Here is a 22,017-nt window from a genome sequence, read left to right as displayed (position 1 = left end):
GGCGCTCCTAGTAGGTCGCGACGGCGACGACGAAACCGATCATCAGGTTGGCCACCGCGAGCAGGATCGCGGCGGGCTCCAGCGCGTCCTCGGCGTCGTCGGCGAGCGAGCGCACCTTGATCCCGATCGCCCGGTCGAAGATCATCGTGGCCAGCGTCTGGGCCACGATGCCGACCGCGCCGAACACCGCGGTGCGGGTGAGGCCCTCGGCCAGGTCGCCGCCCGACGCGAAGATCGACACCGCCACGATCAGGCCGACGCCGACCGTGGACGCGCACGCCAGCAGCGTCGCGTTCGGGTTGCGGTGCTCGCGGATCACCGTGATCAGCCGGCCCGGCACGGCCAGGTCGGTCATGTAGAAGCCCACCACGAACAGCACCAGGCCGACGCCGGCGTAGGCGAGCAGGGCCCCGGAGCCCTCCAGCAGGATGTGGCCGAGGCTCTCGTTGTCCGTGGCCGCGAGGATCGTCATGGTTCTCCTTCAGGGGGATGGTGCGCGGGCGCCGTCAGAGGGCGATGCGGTGCGGGACGAAGGACGAGGTGTCGTCGGTGATCAGGCCGGCGGTCTCGCGGATGCCGAGGCCCGCCGACTCGTCCTCGACCACCCAGGCGCCGAGCACGGGGTGCTCGCCGTCGAAGTCGGGCAGCGGGCAGAACTCCTGGAAGACGAAGCCCTCCCGGCCGTACTCGCCGTCGGTGCGGTGCTCCTCGCCGTCCGGCAGGACGATGCGCATGCTCGCGCCCTCCCGGCCGAGCAGCGGCTTCTGCACGTAGGAGGTCAGGTTCGACGGGGTGTTGAGGTAGGTCGGCAGCAGGTTCGGGTGGCCGGGGAACAGCTCCCACAGCAGCACCAGCAGCGCCTTGTTCGACAGGACCATCTTCCAGATCGGCTCGATCCAGCCGGTCGGCGCCTGCGGGATGCTGCGCGCGAACGGCTCGGAGACGATCCACTCCCACGGGTACAGCTTGCAGAGCGTGCGGATCTCCTCCTCGGCCAGGTCGACGAACCGGCCACGCGCGGGATCCCAGCCGATGTCCTCCATCGCGATCGCCATGCCGCGGACGCCCGCCTCCTCGGCGGTCTCCTGCATGTAGGCGATCGTCATGACCTCCTCGCCCGTCTCGTCCTCCTTGGTCCACGCGAAGTGGACGGGGGACGGGCCGAGGGCGGGCGCGATCCGCTTCCAGCGGTCCACGAGGCGCTCGTGGATGGAGTTCCACTGGTCGTCGCCCGGGTAGACGTCCTTCAGCCAGTACCACTGCACGACCGAGCTCTCGACCAGCGCGGTCGGGGTGTCGGCGTTGTACTCCAGCAGCTTGGCCGGGCCGTTCCCGTCGTAGCGCAGGTCGAAGCGCCCGTACAGGTGCGGGTCGCGGCGGCGCCAGGACTCCTCGATGAGCGGCGCCACCCAGTCGGGGATGCCGAGCACCTGGTAGCGGCCGGTGGTGACGACGTGCTCCACCGCCTGCAGGCACATGCGGTGCAGCTCCTCGACCGTCTCCTCCAGGGCGAGCACCTCGTCCATCTCGAAGACGTAGTGCACCGACTCGTCCCAGTAGGGGCGGCTGAGATGCTCGGGATGCGCCGTCCGGTGGAAGGACAGGCCCTGCTCCTCGACCCGCGCCGCCCAGTCCGGGCGGGGGTCGCTGAACTCGCGGCGCACGCCTCAGCTCCCCCCGTGGCCGTGCCCGCCGAAGCCGCCGCGGCTGAGGGTCTTGCCCGAACTGGACTTGATCTTGCCCTTGCTGGGCCGGTAGGTGCGCCCGTGCGAGATGTAGCCGCCGGAGCGGCTGCCGCCGTAGTACCAGAAGTAGCGGCTGTAGTACGGGCTGCCGGTGTCGATCTGGCCGCGGTTGCACAGGTAGTCCGGGACGATCTTGTAGCCGCCCGCCGTCCGGCCGAGGCCGGGCGCCTGCCGGTCGACGCAGTACGCGGTCGTCGACCGTGAGCAGGCCGAGACCATGGTGAGGGACAGGGCGCTCACCATGCCGATCGACACCGTTCGCGAGCTGAGCCGGCGGGGGGAGTTAGGGGGCAACGAGAACACGTCCTTCGGATGACCGGGCGTCCTTGGAGGGCCGGACGGCGCGGGAGGGGGTCCTTCCGCGCGGCGATCCGCAACCGCGGGGCCCCAGCTTAGGGGTGGGCGATCCTGAGACGGAAGGGACCGGTATTACGGTTCCGCAAGGTCAACGACGTTCCGGCACGAACCGGACGCCGCCGGGCGCGGATCAGTCGGGGACGGGAAGGTGGGCGTACAGGTCCATCGGATCGGCGGACGCGGGCAGCTCGCTCACCTGGCCGTCGCCGACCTCCACCACCCGCCACGCGCCGTCGGGGCGCCGGGCGAGGTCGGTGGTGATGAACCGGCAGCCGAGGGCGCGCACCGCCGGGGCCACCGCGGCCAGCTCGGGCAGCGGCTCCCCGCCGGGCTCGTCGGGGTGCGGGCCGACGAGCGCCGGCTCGCCGTCCACCCACCACACCCGCGCCTCGCCGCCGTCGTCGAACGGCTCGAACTCGCGCACGACGACGCCGCCCGCCAGGTGCTCCTCCTGGAGGGCGATCATCGCGGTGAGCACCGCCCGCAGCCCCGCCGCGTCCTTGACGTCGGGGACGTAGCAGGCCGCGTCCCACTCGTGCTTGCGCGACTTCACGTAGTCCTTGACGATGCCGGGCCCGGCGCGCAGCGGGCGCACCAGCTCGGCGAGGTCGCCCGGGGCGCCGGGGTCGCCGCCGGGCGGCAGGGGGCGCCACACGCTGTTGGGGGTGAGGCCGGCGAAGGTGTCGTGCCAGCCGGGCAGCTCGTGCGCGCGCCGGTAGTCGTCGGGATGGGTGAGCAGTTGCACACCGCGCCGCTTGAGGGCGCCGGCGAGGGCGGTGTACTCGGCGCCGCTCAGCATCCAGCCGCGGTACCAGGCGGGGCCGAGGTCGCGGGGGACCGCCCGGACGGCCGCCTCGGCGTCGCCGGCGCGCAGCGCCTCGTGGTCGATGAGGGCCAGCTCCCCGTAGTGGTCGCGCACGGCGCCGGCCTCGCGGGAGAAATGGGGGTCAACGCGCCGGGGGTGCAGCGGATCGACGCAGAAGAGGACGGTCAGCGTCATGATGGAGACCTCCGTGGACGGCGCCAGCGTACGGTGCCGGAGCGCCCGGCGCACGGAGAATCCGGGGCGAATCGGCACGCGCGGCACTGATCGAACGGATATTCGATAAGCTGTGAGCCGTACGCGACGTTATCCACAGGAATCCAGGGACCTCGAAACTGTCAGTGGCTCCCCGTAACGTCGTTCCCGACACCGCACCACCACGGCCGGGCGAGAGCCACCAGGCCCGCGACAGGCACCCAGACGGAGGGGAACCCCATGGCAGCGAACGACCGGGAGAAGGCTCTCGAGACCGCCCTCGCCCAGATCGAGCGGCAGTTCGGCAAGGGCTCGGTCATGCGGATGGGCGAGGAGACGCGCGCCCCCGTCGAGGTCATCCCGACCGGCGCGATCTCGCTGGACATCGCGCTCGGCATCGGCGGCCTGCCGCGCGGCCGCGTCGTCGAGGTCTACGGCCCCGAAGGGTCCGGCAAGACCTCGATCGCGCTGCACGCGGTCGCCAGCGTCCAGCGCAAGGGCGGCATCGCCGCCTTCGTGGACGCCGAGCACGCGCTCGACCCCGAGTACGCCAGCAAGCTCGGCGTCGACATCGACGCCCTGCTGGTCTCCCAGCCCGACACCGGCGAGCAGGCGCTCGAGATCACCGACATGCTGATCCGGTCCGGCTCGATCGACATCGTGATCATCGACTCGGTCGCGGCCCTCGTGCCGCGCGCCGAGATCGAAGGCGAGATGGGCGACAGCCACGTCGGCCTCCAGGCCCGGCTGATGTCCCAGGCGCTGCGCAAGCTCACCGGCGCGATCAACCAGACCAAGACCACGGTCATCTTCATCAACCAGCTCCGCGAGAAGGTCGGCGTCATGTTCGGCTCGCCGGAGACCACCACCGGCGGCAAGGCGCTGAAGTTCTACGCCTCGGTCCGGCTGGACGTGCGCCGCATCGAGACGCTGAAGGACGGCACCGAGGCGGTCGGCAACCGGGTCCGCGTCAAGGTCGTCAAGAACAAGATGGCCCCGCCCTTCCGGGTCGCCGACTTCGACCTGCTCTACGGGCAGGGCATCTCGCGCGAGGGCGGCCTGATCGACCTCGGCGTCGAGCACGGCTTCGTCCGCAAGTCGGGCGCCTGGTACACCTGCGACGGCGACCAGCTCGGCCAGGGCAAGGAGAACGCCCGCAACTTCCTGAAGGCCAACCCGGACATGGCCGACGGCATCGAGAAGAGGATCAAGGAGAAGCTGGGCATCGGCCCCAAGGTCGACAAGCCGGCCGAGGGCGACGCCGCCCCGGTGGCCGCCGCCGCGCCGGCGCCCGCGGCCTCCACCGGCCGCAAGTCGGCCAGGACCACCAAGGCGGCCGCGGCCGCGTCCGCGGCCACCCCCGCGGCCGCGTCCACGCCCGCGCCCGGCGATTCCTGACGAACGATCCGCCGATTCGGGTGAATCCTGACGGCGAGTAGGCGATGATCCCTTATGTGGGGCGGCGGCGCCTCTGCCCGGCACTCCGGTGCACGGCACTTCCCTGTTGGCGCCGCCGCTCGCCCGCCGTCCGGCCGCCCGGCCCGACACCGAGGACGGCCCCGCATGCCCGACGACGCCCCTGACCAGAGCCCGGCCTGGGCCGCGCCGTCCGCCAACCCGTGGACCGACGAGGCACCGCCCGCGTCCACCCCCGCCGAACCGGCCGAGCCCGCCACCGACGATTGGCGCCCCGCCACCACCGGCCCCTTCGCCGACCTCGGCAAGCCCACCACCACGCCCCGCTGGCCCGACGGGACCACCCCCGCCAACCCCTGGCTCTCCACCCCCGCAGCGGAAATCCCCACCGAACCGGTCCACCAGCCCCGCAAGCCCCCCACCCGCAACCCCCGCTCCCGCCCCACCCCTCGACCATCCACACCCGAGAACACCCCCACCCCGCCCAACACCTCCACGCAACCCGAACTTGCAACCAACCCCCTTCACACACCCAACCCCGAACCCCCCAAGCCCGCACCGCGCATTTCCGCGCCCACCAAGCCCGCACCGGCCAAGCGCTCGCCTGCCAAGCCCACCCCGACCACCGCCACGCCGATCGAACCAGAGCCGGCCAAGCGCCCTACTGCTGAGCCCGCATCAACCGCCCCCGCGCCGACCGAGCCTGCGCCGACCGAGTCCGGGCCGTCCGAGTCCGGGCCGTCCGAGTCCGCGTCGTCCGAGTCCGCGTCGTCCGAACCAGAGCCGGTCGAACAAGAGGCGGCCGAACCAGAGCCGGCCAAGCGCCCGGCTGCTGCCCCCGCACCAACTGCCCTCACGCCGTCCGAGCCTGCGCCGTCCGAGCCTGCGCCGTCCGAGCCTGCGCCGTCCGAGCCTGCGCCGTCCGAGCCTGCGCCGTCCGAGCCTGCGCCGTCCGAGCCTGCGCCGGCTGCGGCTGCGTCGGTCGAGTCCGTGACGCGGGGCGGGGGCGTGCGGAGGGGGCGGAAGGCTGCGGCGGCCGGTCAGGGGGTGGAGGTCGATGCGGGGGGCAAGGTCGCTGAGGTGCGGGCCGCGCTGGAGGCGCTCGGCGCCACCGTGCCCGCTGACAGCGGGAGTCTGTTCGGCGGGCCGTCCGGGAAGAGCGGTGCGGCGAGCGGGGGTTCGGTGCGCGGCGGCACGGACACCTCGTCCGAGGGCGAGCGTGGTACTGGTTCGCGGCCGGAGGGACGGAAGAAGGGCGGCCGGCGGGGGCGGCAGGGTTGGAAGGGGGCCGAGGGCGGCGAGTCGGGGTTCGGCGGGCGGGGTACGCGTGCTGGGCGGAGAGAGGATGAGGCGCAGGGAGAGCAGGAGGCGGGGGAGGGCGTCGGGGAGAGGCGGCCCGAGAAGCCCGTCGACTGGGAGGCCAAGGCTCGGGAGACCTGCCTGCGCCTGCTGACCGGTGCGCCCAAGACGCGGGCGCAGCTCGCCGAGGCGCTGCGCCGGCGGGAGGTCCCGGGCGAGGTCGCCGAGAAGGTCCTCGGCCGCTTCACCGACGTCGGGCTCATCGACGACGAGGCGTTCGCCGAGGCGTGGGTGCGCGCCCGGCACAGCGGCAAGGGGCTGGCGCGGCGCGCCCTCGCCGCCGAGCTGCGGCAGCGCGGCGTCGACAACGAGACCGTCAAGGAGGCCGTCCACACCCTCGACGAGGAGCAGGAGGAGCGGACCGCCCGCGAGCTCGTCCGGCGCAAGCTGCGCTCGGTGGGCGGCGTCGACCGCGAGAAGCAGATCCGGCGGCTGGTCGGGATGCTCGCCCGCAAGGGCTACCCGCCGGGACTGGCCTACCGCGTCGTCAAGGAGGTCCTCAACGGCGACGCCGACGAGGACGGCGGCTTCTAGCGCGGCCGCCGGAGACACGCCGGGCTTGACGCGGTCCTGACAGCCGGACGGGTTTCGGACAGGGCGGCGTCCGTGCAGGTGGCGGCGTGCCAGGGGCGGTAAGGAAGTCCTCACGCGCGCGTTCGGTTAGTCCGGAATGCCAGGCGTTTGCTTGCTCAATACCTCCCCGCCGCTTACCGTAACGGCAGTGAGGAGTTACTCCGCGCTCTGCGGATTGTCATACATCTGCGCACGTCCGATCAGCTGAGAGGTGCAGGGGACAGCATCCCGGGACGAGGACCGCGGCCCGGCGCCACGGCGCCCGGGCGTCGTCGCGTACCCGCGGGGTGCGGGTGAATCCTCGCGTGACGGGACTCCGACCCCGCGGAGCCCGATGGCGAGGGAGGGTCTGCCCCATGACGAGCGTCCTGACGGGTGCGGCGCTGCTGGCGGCCCTGCTGGTGGGCGCGGCGGTGGTCGGGGCGGTGCTCGTCCGGCGGCGGCGCGCCGTCGAGGAGATCAACGCGCGGGCGCGCGAGGAGGCCGCCGAGCTGGTCCGCGCGGCCGGCGCCGAGGCCGAGGAGATCACCGGGTCGGCCCGCGCCGCGGCCGCGGCCGAGGCCGAGACGCAGCGCGGGCGGCTGCGGACCCAGCGCGAGGACCTGGAGCGCCGCGAGGGCCGGCTCGCCGAGCGGGAGGCGCGGCTGGACGCCGAGATGCGCCGCCTGGAGGAGTGGTCCGGGCGGCTCGCCGAGACCAAGCGCGCGCTGGAGGCCCGCAAGGAGGAGCTGTCCCGCGTCGAGGACGAGCGCCGCGCCGTCCTGGAGCAGGCCGCCGGGCTCACCGCGGCCGCCGCCAAGGGCGAGCTCGTCGCCGCCATCGAGAACCAGGCGAAGCGCGAGGCGATCCCCCTCACCCGGGAGATCGAGAACGCGGCGCGGGCCGAGGGCGAGAAGCGCGCCCGCAAGATCGTGACGCTGGCGATCCAGCGCGTCGCCGCCGAGCAGACCGCCGAGTCGGTGGTGTCGGTGCTGCACCTGCCCGGCGACGAGATGAAGGGCCGGATCATCGGCCGCGAGGGCCGCAACATCCGCGCCTTCGAGACCACCACCGGCGTCAACCTGATCATCGACGACACGCCGGAGGCGGTGCTGCTCAGCTGCTTCGACCCGGTGCGCCGCGAGGTCGGCCGGCTCACCCTGGAGAAGCTCGTCCAGGACGGCCGCATCCACCCGCAGCGCATCGAGGAGGTGCACGAGCGCAGCAAGCAGGAGATCGAGGCGCTCTGCGTGCGGGCCGGCGAGGACGCCCTGGTGGAGGTCGGCATCGGCGACATGCACCCCGAGCTGATCGCGCTGCTCGGCCGGCTGCGCTACCGCACCTCCTACGGGCAGAACGTGCTGAAGCACCTGATCGAGTCCGCGCACCTCGCCGGGATCATGGCGGGGGAGCTGCGGCTGCCGGTCGAGTCGGCCAAGCGCTGCACGCTGCTGCACGACATCGGCAAGGCCCTCACCCACGAGGTGGAGGGCAGCCACGCCCTGATCGGCGCCGAGATCGCCCGCCGCTACGGCGAGCACGAGGACGTCGTGCACGCCATCGAGGCGCACCACAACGAGGTCGAGGTCCGCACCGTCGAGGCGGTGCTGACGCAGGCCGCCGACGCCATCAGCGGCAGCCGTCCCGGCGCCCGCCGCGAGTCGCTGGAGGCGTACGTCAAGCGGCTGGAGCGCCTGGAGCAGATCGCCCGCGAGAAGCACGAGGGCGTGGAGAAGGTGTTCGCGATGCAGGCCGGCCGGGAGATCCGCGTCATGGTGAAGCCCGACGCGGTGGACGACATCCAGGCGCAGGTCATCGCCCGCGACATCGCCAAGCAGGTCGAGGACGAGCTGACCTACCCCGGCCAGATCCGGGTGACCGTCGTCCGCGAGTCCCGCGCCACCGAGTACGCCCGGTAGCGCGGGCCCGCCCGCCCGGCCGCGCGGTCAGCCGACCGTGAGGTCGATCGGCTGCACGCCGCGCGGCTCGAAACCGAGGGTCTGCCCGTAGAAGGCGAGCTCGGACTCCAGGCAGCGGATCGTCGTGGACGCCCGCCGGAACCCGTGCGACTCGCCCTCGAACGTCAGGTAGGCGTACGGCGTCTTCTTCTCGGCGAGCGCCACCGCGAACCGCTCGGACTGGTCCGGCGGCACGATCGGGTCGTCGAGGCCCTGCAGCAGCAGCACGGGGCAGGACGTGCGGTCGGCGCGGGTCAGCGGCGAGCGCTCCTCGTAGGCCCGCTCGAAGCCCGGCAGCGGGCCGATGAGGCCGAACAGGTACTGCGACTCGAAGTCGTGGGTGGTCGCCGCGAACGACTGCAGGTCGCTGATGCCGAAGTAGGACGTGGCGGCCTTGAACACGTCGTTCTGGGTGATCGCCGCGAGCGTCGTCCAGCCGCCCGCGCTGCCGCCGCGGATCGCGAGCCGGCCCGCGTCGGCGACGCCCGCCGCGACGAGCGCCTCGGCGGCGGCGACGGCGTCCTCGACGTCGACGACGCCCCACTGGCGGCGCAGCCGCTCGCGGTAGGCGCGGCCGTACCCGGCGGACCCGCCGTAGTTGACGTCGATCACGCCGATGCCGCGGCTGGTGAAGTAGGCCCGCTCCAGGCTGAGGGTCTGCGACGCGCGGCCGGTCGGCCCGCCGTGGACGAACACCACGTACGGCGGCAGCTCGCCCGCGGGGCCCTCGGCCTCGGGGCTGGACGGCGGGTAGACGAACGCGTGGACGGGACGGCCGAACCGGCCCTCCAGGCGCTCGGTGCGCGGCGTCGGCAGGTAGGCGGCGTCCGGGAGCTCGTCGAGCTCGCGGCGCAGCACCTCGGCCCGGCCGGTGGCCGCGTCGATCCGCACGAGCGAGGGCGGGGTGTCGTGGGCGCCGCCGATGCCGACGATGGTGGTGCCGTCCGCCGACAGGGCGCCCTGCCAGTTGGTGAAGGGCACGTCGAGGTCGGTGAGTTCCAGCGTGTCGGGGTCGTAGACGCCGAGCCGCTGGTCGCCCTCGCCGTGCAGGACGGCGAGGCGGCCGTCGGCGAGCGCCGCGTACGGCATGCCGCCGAGCTGCCAGAGCGGGCCCGCGAACTCCTCCTCGGCCGGGTACAGCGCCTGCGCGGACTCGCCGTGCAGGCCGATCTCGTAGATGTTCCACCAGCCGGGCCAGTCGGAGATCACGTAGAGGGTGCTCTCGTCGGCCCAGAGCGGCGCGAGCGCCGACTCGGTGAGGCCGCCCTTGACGGTGCGGCCCGAGTTCGGCACGACGGCCCGCGCGTCCTCCAGCGCCGCCACGCGCAGCTCGGTGCCGTCCCACGGCATCCGCGGGTGGTTCCACTGCACCCAGGCGAGGTGGCCGCCGCCCGGGGACGGCGCGGGGGAGGCGTAGAAGTGCGATCCGGAGACCAGCTCGCGGATGGCCGCCGGGTCCTCGGCGGCGCTGCCGTCCAGCGGGACGGCCACGATCGCGCGGCGGATGCCGTCGTCGGGGGTGTGCCCCTCGCAGACGCACCAGATCTCGGCGCCGTCGGGCGACAGGACGTAGTCGGCGTAGCGCAGCCCGCCCGGCTGGGCCGGCTCGGGGGTGAGCGGCCGCGGCTTCGGGTCGCCGGGGTCCAGGCGGTGCAGCCGCTGGTCCTCGTAGTTGGAGAAGACGATCACGTGCCCGCCGTCGGCGGCGACGGGCAGGTAGGACCGGCCGCCGTACTCGTGGACCCGCGTCCGGGCGTCCCAGGGGGCCTGCAGGAGCTCGCTGAGATGCCCGCCGTCCAGATGCATGACCGTGGTGCGGCCGCCCTCCTCGGGGCGGGTCTCCTGCCACCAGATCCCGGTGCCCGACACGGTGGGGAAACCGAGGCGCAGCCCGGCGCGGGCGACGTCGGCGGCGGAGATGGGCGAGGGCCAGGAGCCGAAGGGAAGGGTCGCGCGAGCGGTCATAACCGAATCGTCCCGCATACGGGGATCGGTTGGGGCCATGACGGGGCAGTTGAGCTCGGAAAGATACAAGCCGCTCACCGCGGAACGGTCAGCCGCGGGCGGCCGGCGCCGCGCCGGGGACTTTTCCGTCGGAAACGCCGGAAAGCAGGAGGCGCTCGATCCGCTTCACCGCCGCGCGTCCCGCCCGGTTCGCCCCGATCGTGCTCGCCGACGGGCCGTAGCCGAGGAGGTGGACGCGCGGATCGGCGGCGACCGCTGTGTCATCCATCACAATCCCGCCGCCGGGACCGCGGAGGCCCAGCGGGGCGAGGTGGTCGAGGCTCGCCCGGAAGCCGGTCGCCCACAGGATGGCGTCCGCACGGACGTGCGAGCCGTCCGCCCAGGTGACGCCGTCCGGGACGACCCGCCGGAACATCGGCCGCCGCGCCAGGACGCCGCTCTCGCGCGCCGCCCGCACCTCGGGCGTGAGGAGCAGGCCCGTCGACCCGACGACGCTGCCGGGCGGCAGGCCGAGCCGGACGCGCTCGGCGACCTTGGCGACCGCCGCGCGGCCCCGCTCGGGCGTGAACTCGCCCTCGGCCCACACCGGGGGCCGCCGCGTGACCCAGGTGGTCGCCGCGGCCACGTCGGCGATCTCCATGAGCGCCTGCACGGCCGAGGCGCCCCCGCCGACGACCACGACGCGTTTCCCGGCGAACTCGGCCGGGCCCGTGTAGCCGGCGGTGTGGAGCTGGCGGCCGCGGAAGGTCTCCCGGCCGGGGTAGTAGGGCCAGAACGGGCGCTCCCAGGTCCCGGTCGCGTTGACGAGCGCGCGGGCCGTCCAGTCGCCCGCCGAGGTGCGCGCCAGCAGCCGCCCGTCCGGCAGGTCCTCGACCGACGTGACGTCCACCGGGCGGCGGACGTCGAGGCCGAACTCCCGCTCGTAGCGGCCGAAGTACTCCGCGACGACCTCGGACGCGGGCCGCGACGGGTCGGGCGCGCCGAGCGGCATCCCGGGCAGGTCGTGGACGCGGTGCGCCCGGCCGAGCGTCAGCGTCGGCCAGCGGTGCTGCCAGGCGCCGCCCGGACGCGGCGCGTGGTCGAGGATCACGTACGACAGCGGGGAGCGCGCCAGGGAGTACCCGGCCGACAGCCCCGCCTGCCCGGCCCCGACCACCACGACGTCCACGTCACCGCTCATGCCCGCCAGAACCGGCGGGGGCGCCGCCGGATTCCCGGCGGCGCCCCCGCGAAGGCGTGCGGACGGCCCTAGTCGGCGCCGGTGGCGGCGCCGCCGGGCAGCTGCGTGGCGGTGGTGTCGACGGTGCCCGCGGCGCGCTTGCGGCTGTGCCGCAGCCGCCGCTCCAGCCACGTCGCCACGGCGCTGATCGTCATGTTCAGCCCGATGTAGATCACCGCGATGACGATCGCGGCGGGCAGCAGGTTGCCGTAGTTGGCGGGGATCTGCTTGAAGCCGTAGTTCAGCAGCTCGGTGTAGCCGATGATGTAGCCGAGCGCGGTGTCCTTCAGCAGCACCACCAGCTGGCTGATGATCGCCGGCAGCATGACGGTGACCGCCTGCGGCACCAGGATCAGCCGCATCACCGCGTTCTTGCGGAGGCCGAGGGCGTAGGCCGCCTCGGACTGCCCGCGCGGCAGCGACTGGATGCCGGCCCGGAAGATCTCCGCGAGCACCGAGCCGTTGTAGAGCATCAGGCCGACGACGACGGCCATGAACTCGGTGACGTGCGGCGGCTCGCGGTTCAGCCCGTCGGAGATGGTCGCCGGGCCGGAGAACACGAAGTACATGAGCAGCAGCAGCGGGATCGCCCGGAAGAACTCGATCACCACGGCGGACGGGACGCGCAGCCACGCGTGGTCCGACATGCGGCCGATGCCGAACAGGATGCCGAAGGCGAGCGCGAGCACGGCCGCGACGAGAGCCGCCGACAGCGTGTGCCCGAGGCCCGGCAGGATGTACTTGGTCCAGGTGGAGCCCTTGAGGAAGGGGCTCCACAGCTTGCCGGCGAACTGGTCCTTGTCGGCCAGCCGCCAGACGATCGCGGCGAGGATCCCGAGGATCACCAGCGAGCCGACGACGGTCAGCAGGGCGTTGCGGCGGCGCGCCCGCGGGCCCGGCGCGTCGAACAGCACCGACGGCTCGGCGGCGCGGCGCTTCGGCGCGGGCCTGCGCGCGGCGGGGACGGGGGCGGCGGTGCTCACCGGACCACCGCCAGCCGCTTGGCCAGGTAGCTGGTGAGCAGCCCGGCGGGCAGGGTGAGGACCATGAACGCGGCGGCGAAGCCGAGGAAGATCGGCAAGGTGGCTCCGTAGTCGTCGAACATCTGCTTCATCTGCCCCGCGGACTCGATGTAGCCGGCCACCGACACCACCGTGGAGTTCTTGATCATGGCGATGAGGGTGCTGCCGAGCGGCGCGATCGAAGCGCGGAACGCCTGCGGCAGGATGACCAGCCGCAGCGACTGCGCGAACGGCAGCCCGATCGCGCGGGCCGCCTCGGCCTGGCCGATCGGCACGGTGTTGATGCCGGCCCGCAGCGCCTCGCAGACGAACGCCGAGGTGTAGGCGGTGAACCCGAACACCGCGAGCCAGTAGGCGTTCGCGGAGATGCCGCTGGAGACGCTGATGCCGAGGGTGTCATGGAGCCCGAGGCTGGTGAACACCAGGATCAGCGTCAGCGGGGTGTTGCGGAAGATGTTGACGTAGACCGTTCCGGCCCGGCGCAGCACCGGCGTCGGGGACACCCGCATCGCGACCAGCACCGTGCCGAAGACCAGCGACAGCACGCCGGTCATGACCGAGAGCCGGACGGTCGCCCAGAACGCCTGCAGGACCTCGCTGGATTCCTTGCCGAACGGGCTGAAGTCGAAGAGAACGTCCCAGTTCATGGAGTCTCATCCTCTGGCGGGACGCCGGCGGGCCCGCACGCGGGCCCGCCGGCGCACCGTCGGTGACGGGCGGCGATCAGCTGCAGCCCTGGGCGGGCGGCTGCGTGGCGTCGAACTTCAGGTTCGTCTTGCCGAACCACTTGTCCCACAGCGTCTTGGCCGTGCCGTCCTTGTACATGTCGGTGATCGCCTTGTTGACGGCCTCGCAGCCCTTGGTGTCGCCCTTCTTCAGGCCGACGCCGTACTTCTCGTCGGTGAAGGGGGCGTTGGCGAGCTTGACCGAGGAGCCCTCGCGCTGGGCGTAGCCGGCGAGGATGGTCGCGTCGGTGGAGACCGCGTCCAGGGTGCCGGCCTTCAGCTTGACGATGCAGTCCTCGTAGCCCTGCGCGGGGACGAGCTTGGCGTCGACCTTGTTGTCCTCGGTGATGCGCTTCCAGGAGTTGGAGCCCTGGACCTGGCAGACCTTCTTGCCCTTCAGGTCCTGCACCTTGGTGATCGAGTTATCGTTGGCGCGGACCAGGATGTCCTGGTGGGTGACGACCCACGGGCCGCCGAAGGTGACCTTGGGCAGCCGCTCGGCGGTGATCGAGTAGGTCGCGACGACCATGTCGACGGTGCCGTTGGCGAGGAAGGACTCGCGGTTGGCGGACTTGGCCTCCTTGAAGGTGACCTTGGTCGCGCCGAGCTTCTTGGCGATGTAGTTCGCCACGTCGATGTCGATGCCCTGGAAGCCCTGGGGGGTGTTCAGGCCCATGCCGGGCTGGTCGGCCTTGACACCGACGACGAGCTCCTTCTTGCCGTCGACGGTGTCGTCCTTCTTGGCGCTGCAGCCGGACGCGGCCAGGGAGGCGGCGGCCAGTCCGGCGAGCGCCACCCCGAAAGTGCGAACGCGCATGTTCAGTACTCCAATGGTTGGCGGAGGTACGCCGGACCCGCTCTGGCCCGGCGGTGCGAGGTCAGTGCGAGAGGATCTTCGAGAGGAAGTCGCGGGCGCGTTCGGTGCGCGCGTTGGTGAAGAACTCGTCGGGGGTGCTCTCCTCGACGATCTGCCCGTCGGCCATGAAGACGACCTTCTGCGCGGCGCGCCGGGCGAACCCCATCTCGTGGGTCACCACGATCATGGTCATGCCGTCGGCGGCGAGGCCGGTCATCACGTCCAGCACCTCCTTGACCATCTCGGGGTCGAGCGCGGAGGTGGGCTCGTCGAAGAGCATCACCTTCGGCTTCATCGCGAGGGCCCGCGCGATCGCCGCGCGCTGCTGCTGGCCGCCGGAGAGCTGCGCGGGGAACTTCTCCGCCTGGGCGGCGATGCCGACCCGCTCCAGGAGCTCCATCGCCTGCTTCTCGGCCTCGGCCTTCGCCACCTTGCGGACCTTGATCGGCCCGAGCGTGACGTTCTGCAGGATCGTCTTGTGGGCGAAGAGGTTGAAGGACTGGAACACCATGCCGACGTCGGCGCGCAGCCGGGCGAGCTGCTTGCCCTCCTCGGGCAGCTTGGCGCCGTCGACCAGGATGGTGCCCCCGTCGATCGGCTCCAGCCGGTTGATCGACCGGCAGAGGGTCGACTTGCCGCCGCCGGACGGGCCGATCACGACGACGACCTCGCCCCGGTTGATGGTGAGGTCGATGTCCTTCAGCACGTGCAGTTCGCCGAAGTACTTGTTGACGTGCTCGAGCACCACCAGGGGCTCGCCGACCGGCGTGTCTTCCGGGGCCACGTCACCGCCCTTGGTGAGTTCGGGGCCGCCTGCGCTGTCCGTCATGCAGCCGGACTTTACGACATGCTTATTACCGGGCAAGTCATCCAACGGTTGCTATCCGATCACGAATGCGCACGTCGGCGCGGTTGTGGACGTGCGCCGACCGAGATCATCAAGGCGAGTATGCCGGGCGCGTCGCGGCCTGTCCGCGCGACCGGCCGGAGTCGCCCGCAACGCGCGCGCGGGGAGTGGCGCGCGGCGCGTACCCTTGGCGATTGTCATGAGTGCTGCGCTGAACGAGGGCGGCCACCGTACGTACGAGATCCGTACCTATGGCTGCCAGATGAACGTCCACGACTCCGAGCGCCTGTCGGGCCTGCTGGAGGACGCCGGGTACGTCCGCGCCGCGGGCGCCGAGCCCGACGTGGTCGTGTTCAACACCTGCGCCGTCCGGGAGAACGCCGACAACCGCCTGTACGGCAACCTCGGGCACCTGCGGCCGGTCAAGGACGGCCGGCCCGGGATGCAGATCGCCGTCGGCGGCTGCCTGGCGCAGAAGGACCGCGACACCATCGTGCGGCGCGCCCCCTGGGTGGACGTGGTGTTCGGCACCCACAACATCGGGTCGCTGCCCGCGCTGCTGGAGCGCGCCCGGGTGATGGACGAGGCGCAGGTGGAGATCGAGGAGTCCCTCGTGACCTTCCCCTCCACGCTGCCGACGCGCCGCGAGTCGCCGTACGCGGCCTGGGTGTCGGTCTCGGTCGGCTGCAACAACACCTGCACGTTCTGCATCGTGCCGTCGCTGCGGGGCAAGGAGCGCGATCGCCGGCCGGGCGAGATCCTCGCCGAGGTGGAGGCGCTCGTCGCCGACGGCGTCGTGGAGATCACCCTGCTCGGCCAGAACGTCAACGCCTACGGCAGCGGCTTCGGGTCGCTCGCGTCGGCGCCCGCCGAGGTGCGGGAGATGACGCGCGGCGGGCAGTCCGCTTTCGCGGGCCTGCTGCGGGCGTGCGGCGGCATCGCGGGCCTGGAACGGGTCCGGTTCACCTCGCCGCACCCCAAGGACTTCACCGACGACGTCATCGCGGCGATGGCCGAGACGCCGAACGTCATGCCGTCGCTGCACATGCCGCTCCAGTCGGGCTCGGACGCGGTGCTGAAGGCGATGCGCCGCTCCTACCGGCAGGAGCGCTACCTCGGCATCATCGGCAAGGTGCGGGCCGCGATCCCCGACGCCGCGATCACCACCGACATCATCGTCGGGTTTCCCGGCGAGACCGACGAGGACTTCGAGCAGACGCTGCACGTGGTCCGCGAGGCGCGGTTCTCCTCGGCGTTCACCTTCCAGTACTCCAAGCGGCCCGGCACCCCGGCCGCGACGATGGACGGGCAGCTCCCCAAGCACGTCGTGCAGGAGCGCTACGAGCGGCTGGTCGCGCTCCAGGAGGAGATCTCCTGGGCGGAGAACCGGGCCCAGCTCGGCCGGACCCTGGACGTGCTGGTCGCCGAGGGGGAGGGCCGCAAGGACCAGGCGACGCGCCGCCTGTCGGGCCGCGCCGCCGACAACCGGCTGGTGCACTTCGCCGCGCCGGACGAGGCCGTCCGCCCCGGCGACATGGTGCCCGTCGAGGTCACCTACGCCGCGCCGCACCACCTGGTCGCCGACATCGTGGCCGGGCCGGTCCGCCGCACCCGCGCGGGCGACGCCTGGGAGGCCCGCCAGGGCCGGGCGAAGCCCGCGGGCGTCGGGCTCGGCATGCCCAGCATCGGGCGCCCGGCGCAGCCCGCCGCCGCCGCGACCGGCTGCTCCACCTGCCCGTAGGAGGCACGGCGTGCTCATCTCGGCCGCGGTCTGCCCGCATCCGCCGATCCTGCTGCCCGAGGTGGCGGGGGAGGCGGCCGCCGAACTCGACGGCCTGCGCGCCGCCTGCGACGCGGCGATCCGCGCCCTGGACGGCGACGTGGTCGTGGTCGTGGGCGGCGGCGAGCGCACCTGCGCCTACGACGGACCCGTGGCGGCGTCCCTGCGCCCCTACGGCCTGGACGCCGTCCACGGCGATCCGCAGGGGGAGGCGCTGCCGCTATCCCTCACCATCGGACACCGTCTGCTGGCCCGGAGCGCAAAAGACGTGCCCGTCCGCTATCAGGAGGTCGCCTTCGACGCCTCGCCGGTGGAGTGCGCCGAACTCGGCGCCAAACTCGCGGAAGTGGCCGATCGCGTCGCGTTCCTGGTCATGGGCGACGGTTCGGCCTGCCGCACCGAAAAGGCACCCGGCTATCTGGACGAGCGCGCCGCCCCCTACGACGCGGCCGTCGCGCGCGCGCTCGCCGACGCGGACGGGCCCGCCCTCGCCGCCCTGGACCCCGTCCTGTCGGACGGCGTGCGGGCGGCGGGACGGGCCGCGTGGCAGGTACTGGCGGGCGCGGCGGGCGAGGCTGCGTTCGACGCCGACCTGCTGGCCGACGAGGCTCCCTACGGCGTCGGCTACTTCGCCGCCCGCTGGCGTCGCTAGGAGGGCCGCTGCTCGCCGCCCGCCTGCGGCCGGGGCTCCTGCGGCGCCTCCTGGGGCCGGGCCGTCCCGGAGCCGCCGCCGTCGATGTAGCCGCGGGCCTTCTCCTGGACCTGGTCGACCTTGTCGGCGTACTTGCCGCCGGTGCGCTGGTCCACCATGTCGCCCGCCTTGTCGACGGCCTTCTTGGCGGCGCCGGCGTTCTGGCCGAGCATCTCCTTGACCTTGTCGACGATGGACATCCGCATCCCCCCGATGCTCGTCCGGTGGCGCCGCCCGGCGTGGACGGGCGCCCGTACCCTCCCCCATTCCTACCCCGACGATTGCCAGGATCGGTCCCGTGACCTCTCAAGATGTGATTGCCGTCGTCGGCCCCACCGCGGCCGGCAAGTCCGACCTGGCGGTGGACCTCGCGCTCCGCCTCGGCGGCGAGGCGGTCAACGCCGACTCCATGCAGCTGTACCGGGGCATGGACATCGGCACCGCCAAGCTGACCGCGGAGGAGCGGCGCGGCGTCCCGCACCACCTGCTGGACGTGTGGGACGTGACGGTCGCCGCGAGCGTCGCCGAGTACCAGCGCCTCGCCGACGAGGCGATCTCCGGCATCCGGGGCCGCGGCCGCGTCCCGGTGCTGGTGGGCGGTTCGGGGCTGTACGTGCGGGCGGCCCTGGACCATCTGGAGTTCCCCGGCACCGACGCCGCGGTCCGGGCCCGCCTGGAGGACGAGCTCGCCGCGTCCGGCCCCGGCGCCCTGCACGAGCGGCTGCGCGGCCTCGACCCGGACGCCGCCGCCGCGATCCTGCCGAGCAACGGGCGGCGCCTCGTGCGGGCCCTGGAGGTCATCGAGATCTCCGGACGCCCGTTCACCGCGACGATGCCGGACCACCGCTACCGGCGGCCCGCCGTCCAGATCGGCCTCAGCGTCCCGCGCCCCGAGCTGGACGAGCGGATCGCGCTGCGGGTCGAGCGGATGTGGGAGGCGGGCCTGGTGGAGGAGGTGCGGCGGCTGGAGGCGGCCGGGCTGCGCGACGGGCTGACGGCCGGGCGCGCCCTCGGGTACGCGCAGGTGCTGCGGGTCCTGGCGGGGGAGTGGACCGAGGCGCAGGCGAAGGAGGACACCGTCCGCACCACCCGCCGGTTCGCCCGCCGCCAGGAGTCCTGGTTCCGCCGCGACCCGCGCGTGGTGTGGCTGCCTTACGACGCGCCGGACCTGCTGGATCAGGCCCTACGATCGGCGCATGCGGTTTGTTAAGGGACACGGCACCGAGAACGACTTCGTCATCCTGCCCGATCCGGACGGCGAGCTGGAGCTGACCGCCGGGCGGGTCGCGGCGCTCTGCGACCGGCGCGCGGGCATCGGCGCCGACGGCGTGCTGCGCGCCGTCCGCACCAAGGCGGCCGCCGATCCCGCCGTCGAGGGCCAGGACGCCGAGTGGTTCATGGACTACCGCAACGCCGACGGCAGCATCGCCGAGATGTGCGGCAACGGCACCCGTGTCTTCGCCCGCTACCTGGTGAGCGCCGGCCTCGCCGCGCCCGGCGAGTGGGACATCGCGACCCGCGCGGGGCTCCGCCGTGTCGCGCTCGGCCCGGCCGGCGACGTCCGCGTGGACATGGGCCCGCCCGCCTACCTCGGCACCGGCGAGGCGACGCTGGCGGGCCGGACGTACCGGGGCGCGGCCGTCTCGGTCGGCAACCCGCATCTGGCCTGCCGGGTGGACGAGCCGGTCGCGGGCCTGGACCTGTGCCGGGCGCCCGGTTTCGACGCCGCGCAGTTCCCCGAGGGCGTGAACGTGGAGTTCTACCGGTTCCTCGGCGACCGCCACGTGGAGATGCGGGTGTTCGAGCGCGGCTCCGGGGAGACCCGCTCGTGCGGCACCGGCACCGTCGCGACGGCGCTCGCCGCCGCGATCGCGCAGGCCGGGGGCGGTGCCGCCGCGCCGCGCGGGACCTGGACGGTGGACGTGCCGGGCGGCCGCGTCACCGTCGATCTGGAGGACCTGACAAGCCACCTGACGGGTCCGGCGGTCCTGGTCGCGGAGGGTGAGATCATCCTCGCCGAGTGACAGGACCCGCCGGTCCCGGCGGGGTCGGGACAGCGGTCCCTCACCCCCGGGACCGCCGGAGGTTTAATTTTTGACGTGCACACCCTCTGGTGGAGAGGCCCGCTGGGTCCGGGATGGGAGCCCCGGATCCGCGCGGTGCCTGAGGGCCGGTCGCGACCTTCTTGGCGGGGGGCGGCGGCCGGCCCTCCCACCGGGTGTGCTTTCCGCTTTCCGGGCCCGTTCCCGGGGGCCGGCTAGTTCAGCGCGCCGTTGAGGGGCAGCCGGGCGCGGACGAGCGTCCCGCCGCCGGGGCCCGGCTCGACCGTGCAGGTGCCGCCGAGCTCGGCGGCCCGCTCGCGCATCGACGACATCCCGACGCCCGACCGGGCCCGCTCGGGCAGGCCGATCCCGTCGTCGCCGACCGACAGGTGCAGGTCGCCGTTCACCAGCAGCCGGACGGTGGCGCGGTCCGCGCGGGCGTGCCGGTGCACGTTGGTGAGCGCCTCCTGGACGATGCGGTAGGCGGCGACCTCGGTGGCGGCGGGCAGGTCGTCGAGGTCGCCCTCGACCTGGACGTCCACGAGGGGCCCGTCGCCGTTGGCGACGACGCCGCCGAGGGCGCGGATCGCGCCGGTGAGGCCGAGGTCGTCCAGCGCGGGCGGGCGCAGCCCGTAGACGAGCTCGCGGATGTCGCCGATGGTGCGGCCCATGGTGGTGCGCAGGTGCTCCAGCAGCGGGTCGACGGCCGCCGGGTCGGTCTTCAGCGTGATGCGCGCGGCGTCCACCGTCATGGCGAGGCTCGCGAGCGTCGGGCCGAGGCCGTCGTGCAGGTCGCGGCGGAGCCGGCGGCGCTCCTCCTCGCGGGCGCGCAGCAGCCGCTCGCGCGAGCGCTGCACGTCGAGCGCGAGGCGGGTGGCGTTGGCGAGCTCGGCGAGGTTGCGGGCGAGGATGCCGGCGAGGCGGGCGTCGGGGGCGCGGGTCACCCCGAACATCAGCCGGCCGACCGGCTCGCCGTGCCAGACGAGCGGGATGAGCTGGGGGCGGTCGCCGAGGTCGCCTTCCTCGACGGCGAGGAGCTGGCCGTCGCGGTCGAGGACCTCCATGACGACGCCCGTGGCGTGCAGCGCGCGGCGGGCGGTGGACGCGGCGGCGGCGAGGGCGGCGGCCGGGTCGGAGATGGTCTGCAGGGTGCGGTTCAGCCGGTCGGCGATGCGGTAGGGGTCGCGCTCGCCGTGCAGCAGCCGGTCCACCGCGCGCTGCAGGCGCCGCCGCGCGGGCTCGAACACCGCGCCCGCCGCGATCGCGCCGGCGAGGCCGGTCAGCGGCCCGTGGTCGGCGACGACGATGCTGACCGCGCCGACCAGCGCGAAGTACACGCCGGTGATGACGACGACGAGGCCCGCGTAGACCAGGGTGCGGCTGACGACCAGGTCGATGTCGTAGAGCCGGTAGCGGGTGATGGCGATCGCGACGCAGATCGGCACGGCCGCGATGGTGATGTTGCGGATCGGGTCGCCGATCGGGGTGGACTCGCCCACGTAGATGATCGTCTGGGCGATCACGCCCGGGTAGACGACCCAGGCGATCTGCCGCCGCACGTCCGGGGCCGAGCGCGCGAACCGCACCAGGATCGACACGACGCTGAGCGCGAGGGTGCCGAGGATCGTCGCGGAGATCGGCCACGGGATGTCCTGGAAGGGGTAGACCGACACCCCGTTGTGGAAGCGGCGCGCGCCCGGGTCCACGGTGAGGTGCACGCAGACGATCAGCGGGACCGCGAACGCCGCGAGCAGCACCGGGGCGAACCAGCGGGACACCAGCCGGCCGTCGGGGAAGATCAGCGGCAGCACCAGGGTGAGCGCGAAGGTGTCGATCGCCCAGAGCCAGCGGCCGAGCCAGAGCAGGAAGGCGGCCCCGGCCAGGCCGTGGATCTCCAGCAGCGGGCCGAGGTTCAGCGCGAGCAGGTAGCAGGAGGCGCTCACGCCCGCGACGAGCATCAGCCAGCCGACCCGCAGCCCCGGGCGGTGCCGCAGCAGCAGCGCCGCGACCGGCGTCCAGAACAGCGCGATGACGATCTCGGGGTGCCACCAGACCAGCCGCCGGTCCGCCGGCACCCACCGGCCGACGATCAGCGTCGTGACCACTGCGGCGACGGCGAGGGCCGCGAGGCCGACCGCGGCCCGCCGCGGCCGTTGCACCGTGCTCATGAGCGCTCCCGGATCTGAGTAAATGAATGGTAAAGCGTCCTGGCGGCCGTCCTTGCGCGCGCGGGGCGTCCGTCTCAGGACACCGGGACGGCGCGGGACCGATCCTGGACGGGCCGGACCGCCGGGGCGCGCGGGCGGGGAACGGGCGCGCCGGACGGGGAAGGCGCTGCTAGGGGTGCCTGCGGACGCCGGCGCCCCGAGCCGACCCGGGGGCCGGTTCGGGGCGCCGTCCGGGCCCCTCCCGGCCCGCCTCGGCCCCGACGTCACCGTTCGGTCACGTTCGGTCGCCCCACTCCC

At 73.3% G+C, this 22,017-nt stretch carries 19 protein-coding genes; 7 read left to right on the top strand and 12 right to left on the bottom strand.

The window, feature by feature from the left end; genetic code table 11:
- Positions 1-7: 7 nt before the first annotated feature.
- The 4 genes from K1Y72_RS14505 to K1Y72_RS14490 all read right to left on the bottom strand — a co-directional run bounded on the left by K1Y72_RS14505 (position 8) and on the right by K1Y72_RS14490 (position 3,102).
- Positions 8-472: a DUF350 domain-containing protein gene (locus tag K1Y72_RS14505; RefSeq protein ID WP_220166819.1), complete on the bottom strand. Its 465-nt coding sequence runs from the start codon at positions 470-472 to the stop codon at positions 8-10.
- Positions 473-506: 34 nt separating this feature from the next.
- Entirely contained in the window at positions 507-1,664 is a 1,158-nt protein-coding gene (locus tag K1Y72_RS14500) for a glutathionylspermidine synthase family protein (RefSeq protein ID WP_220166818.1), read from the bottom strand.
- 3 nt (positions 1,665-1,667) lie between these two features.
- A complete protein-coding gene (locus K1Y72_RS14495) occupies positions 1,668-2,000 on the bottom strand; it encodes a hypothetical protein (protein ID WP_308287075.1) in 333 nt (110 codons plus the stop codon).
- Between the two features lie 232 nt (positions 2,001-2,232).
- Positions 2,233-3,102, bottom strand: coding sequence for an ATP-grasp domain-containing protein (locus tag K1Y72_RS14490; protein ID WP_220166817.1), 870 nt, complete (start codon positions 3,100-3,102; stop codon positions 2,233-2,235).
- 258 nt (positions 3,103-3,360) lie between these two features.
- Between K1Y72_RS14490 and recA the strand changes: the two genes are divergently transcribed.
- The 3 genes from recA (at position 3,361) to rny (ending at position 8,366) form a co-directional block, all read left to right on the top strand.
- Complete coding sequence (recA, locus tag K1Y72_RS14485; protein ID WP_220166816.1) at positions 3,361-4,518, top strand: recombinase RecA; 1,158 nt, start codon at positions 3,361-3,363, stop codon at positions 4,516-4,518.
- Between the two features lie 1,065 nt (positions 4,519-5,583).
- Positions 5,584-6,429, top strand: a complete 846-nt coding sequence (locus K1Y72_RS37140) for a regulatory protein RecX (protein WP_308287074.1) — start codon at positions 5,584-5,586, stop codon at positions 6,427-6,429.
- A 395-nt stretch (positions 6,430-6,824) separates the two neighbouring features.
- Entirely contained in the window at positions 6,825-8,366 is a 1,542-nt protein-coding gene (gene rny / locus K1Y72_RS14475; RefSeq protein ID WP_220166815.1) for a ribonuclease Y, read from the top strand.
- A gap of 27 nt (positions 8,367-8,393) precedes the next feature.
- On the opposite strand, the gene K1Y72_RS14470 is transcribed toward rny, so the two are convergent.
- The 6 genes from K1Y72_RS14470 to K1Y72_RS14445 all read right to left on the bottom strand — a co-directional run bounded on the left by K1Y72_RS14470 (position 8,394) and on the right by K1Y72_RS14445 (position 14,937).
- On the bottom strand, positions 8,394-10,370 hold the full coding sequence (locus K1Y72_RS14470) for a S9 family peptidase (RefSeq protein WP_220166814.1): 1,977 nt from the start codon (positions 10,368-10,370) through the stop codon (positions 8,394-8,396).
- A gap of 88 nt (positions 10,371-10,458) precedes the next feature.
- Positions 10,459-11,550, bottom strand: a complete 1,092-nt coding sequence (locus tag K1Y72_RS14465; RefSeq protein WP_220166813.1) for an NAD(P)-binding domain-containing protein — start codon at positions 11,548-11,550, stop codon at positions 10,459-10,461.
- 68 nt (positions 11,551-11,618) lie between these two features.
- Positions 11,619-12,572: an amino acid ABC transporter permease gene (locus K1Y72_RS14460; protein WP_220166812.1), complete on the bottom strand. Its 954-nt coding sequence runs from the start codon at positions 12,570-12,572 to the stop codon at positions 11,619-11,621.
- Positions 12,569-13,258, bottom strand: a complete 690-nt coding sequence (locus tag K1Y72_RS14455) for an amino acid ABC transporter permease (RefSeq protein WP_220166811.1) — start codon at positions 13,256-13,258, stop codon at positions 12,569-12,571. Before K1Y72_RS14455 ends, K1Y72_RS14460 begins: the two co-directional genes overlap by 4 nt.
- 76 nt (positions 13,259-13,334) lie before the next feature.
- Positions 13,335-14,153 carry a glutamate ABC transporter substrate-binding protein gene (locus tag K1Y72_RS14450; protein WP_220166810.1) on the bottom strand — a complete coding sequence of 273 codons (819 nt, stop codon included), beginning with the start codon at positions 14,151-14,153 and terminating at the stop codon, positions 13,335-13,337.
- Positions 14,154-14,214: 61 nt separating this feature from the next.
- On the bottom strand, positions 14,215-14,937 hold the full coding sequence (locus K1Y72_RS14445) for an amino acid ABC transporter ATP-binding protein (protein WP_372452899.1): 723 nt from the start codon (positions 14,935-14,937) through the stop codon (positions 14,215-14,217).
- Positions 14,938-15,238: 301 nt separating this feature from the next.
- Here K1Y72_RS14445 and miaB point away from each other — a divergent pair, with 301 nt between their 5' ends.
- Both miaB and K1Y72_RS14435 read left to right on the top strand, forming a co-directional pair.
- Positions 15,239-16,780 (top strand): tRNA (N6-isopentenyl adenosine(37)-C2)-methylthiotransferase MiaB, encoded by a 1,542-nt coding sequence (miaB, locus tag K1Y72_RS14440; RefSeq protein ID WP_220166809.1) that lies wholly within the window; start codon positions 15,239-15,241, stop codon positions 16,778-16,780.
- 10 nt (positions 16,781-16,790) lie between these two features.
- Positions 16,791-17,471: a class III extradiol ring-cleavage dioxygenase family protein gene (locus K1Y72_RS14435; RefSeq protein ID WP_220166808.1), complete on the top strand. Its 681-nt coding sequence runs from the start codon at positions 16,791-16,793 to the stop codon at positions 17,469-17,471.
- On the opposite strand, the gene K1Y72_RS14430 is transcribed toward K1Y72_RS14435, so the two are convergent.
- Positions 17,468-17,716 carry an antitoxin gene (locus K1Y72_RS14430; RefSeq protein WP_258572424.1) on the bottom strand — a complete coding sequence of 83 codons (249 nt, stop codon included), beginning with the start codon at positions 17,714-17,716 and terminating at the stop codon, positions 17,468-17,470. The genes K1Y72_RS14435 and K1Y72_RS14430 overlap by 4 nt on opposite strands.
- A gap of 92 nt (positions 17,717-17,808) precedes the next feature.
- On the opposite strand from K1Y72_RS14430, the gene miaA reads away from it, so the two are divergent.
- Together miaA and dapF are read left to right on the top strand one after the other, a co-directional pair.
- A complete protein-coding gene (gene miaA, locus K1Y72_RS14425; RefSeq protein ID WP_308287073.1) occupies positions 17,809-18,720 on the top strand; it encodes a tRNA (adenosine(37)-N6)-dimethylallyltransferase MiaA in 912 nt (303 codons plus the stop codon).
- On the top strand, positions 18,707-19,534 hold the full coding sequence (dapF, locus tag K1Y72_RS14420; protein WP_220166807.1) for a diaminopimelate epimerase: 828 nt from the start codon (positions 18,707-18,709) through the stop codon (positions 19,532-19,534). The genes miaA and dapF overlap by 14 nt, the downstream gene beginning before the upstream one ends.
- Before the next feature lie 233 nt (positions 19,535-19,767).
- On the opposite strand, the gene K1Y72_RS14415 is transcribed toward dapF, so the two are convergent.
- Entirely contained in the window at positions 19,768-21,720 is a 1,953-nt protein-coding gene (locus K1Y72_RS14415) for a sensor histidine kinase (protein ID WP_220166806.1), read from the bottom strand.
- Positions 21,721-22,017 lie beyond the last annotated feature (297 nt).

The sequence above is a fragment of the Actinomadura parmotrematis genome, assembly GCF_019458805.1.
GTDB lineage: Bacteria > Actinomycetota > Actinomycetes > Streptosporangiales > Streptosporangiaceae > Spirillospora > Spirillospora parmotrematis.
Note: the sequence above shows the minus strand (reverse complement) of the source record. Positions and strands in the feature narration are given on the sequence as shown.

What these genes read in the sequence shown, in the direction of transcription:
- K1Y72_RS14450 (WP_220166810.1), bottom strand. Translation starts at nt 14,153, where the DNA reads ATGCGCGTTCGCACTTTCGGGGTGGCGCTCGCCGGACTGGCCGCCGCC.
- K1Y72_RS14465 (WP_220166813.1), bottom strand. Translation starts at nt 11,550, where the DNA reads ATGAGCGGTGACGTGGACGTCGTGGTGGTCGGGGCCGGGCAGGCGGGG.
- miaB (WP_220166809.1), top strand. Translation starts at nt 15,239, where the DNA reads ATGAGTGCTGCGCTGAACGAGGGCGGCCACCGTACGTACGAGATCCGT.
- K1Y72_RS14415 (WP_220166806.1), bottom strand. Translation starts at nt 21,720, where the DNA reads ATGAGCACGGTGCAACGGCCGCGGCGGGCCGCGGTCGGCCTCGCGGCC.
- K1Y72_RS14430 (WP_258572424.1), bottom strand. Translation starts at nt 17,716, where the DNA reads ATGCGGATGTCCATCGTCGACAAGGTCAAGGAGATGCTCGGCCAGAAC.
- K1Y72_RS14505 (WP_220166819.1), bottom strand. Translation starts at nt 472, where the DNA reads ATGACGATCCTCGCGGCCACGGACAACGAGAGCCTCGGCCACATCCTG.
- K1Y72_RS14470 (WP_220166814.1), bottom strand. Translation starts at nt 10,370, where the DNA reads ATGACCGCTCGCGCGACCCTTCCCTTCGGCTCCTGGCCCTCGCCCATC.
- dapF (WP_220166807.1), top strand. Translation starts at nt 18,707, where the DNA reads ATGCGGTTTGTTAAGGGACACGGCACCGAGAACGACTTCGTCATCCTG.
- K1Y72_RS14490 (WP_220166817.1), bottom strand. Translation starts at nt 3,102, where the DNA reads ATGACGCTGACCGTCCTCTTCTGCGTCGATCCGCTGCACCCCCGGCGC.
- recA (WP_220166816.1), top strand. Translation starts at nt 3,361, where the DNA reads ATGGCAGCGAACGACCGGGAGAAGGCTCTCGAGACCGCCCTCGCCCAG.
- K1Y72_RS14455 (WP_220166811.1), bottom strand. Translation starts at nt 13,258, where the DNA reads ATGAACTGGGACGTTCTCTTCGACTTCAGCCCGTTCGGCAAGGAATCC.
- rny (WP_220166815.1), top strand. Translation starts at nt 6,825, where the DNA reads ATGACGAGCGTCCTGACGGGTGCGGCGCTGCTGGCGGCCCTGCTGGTG.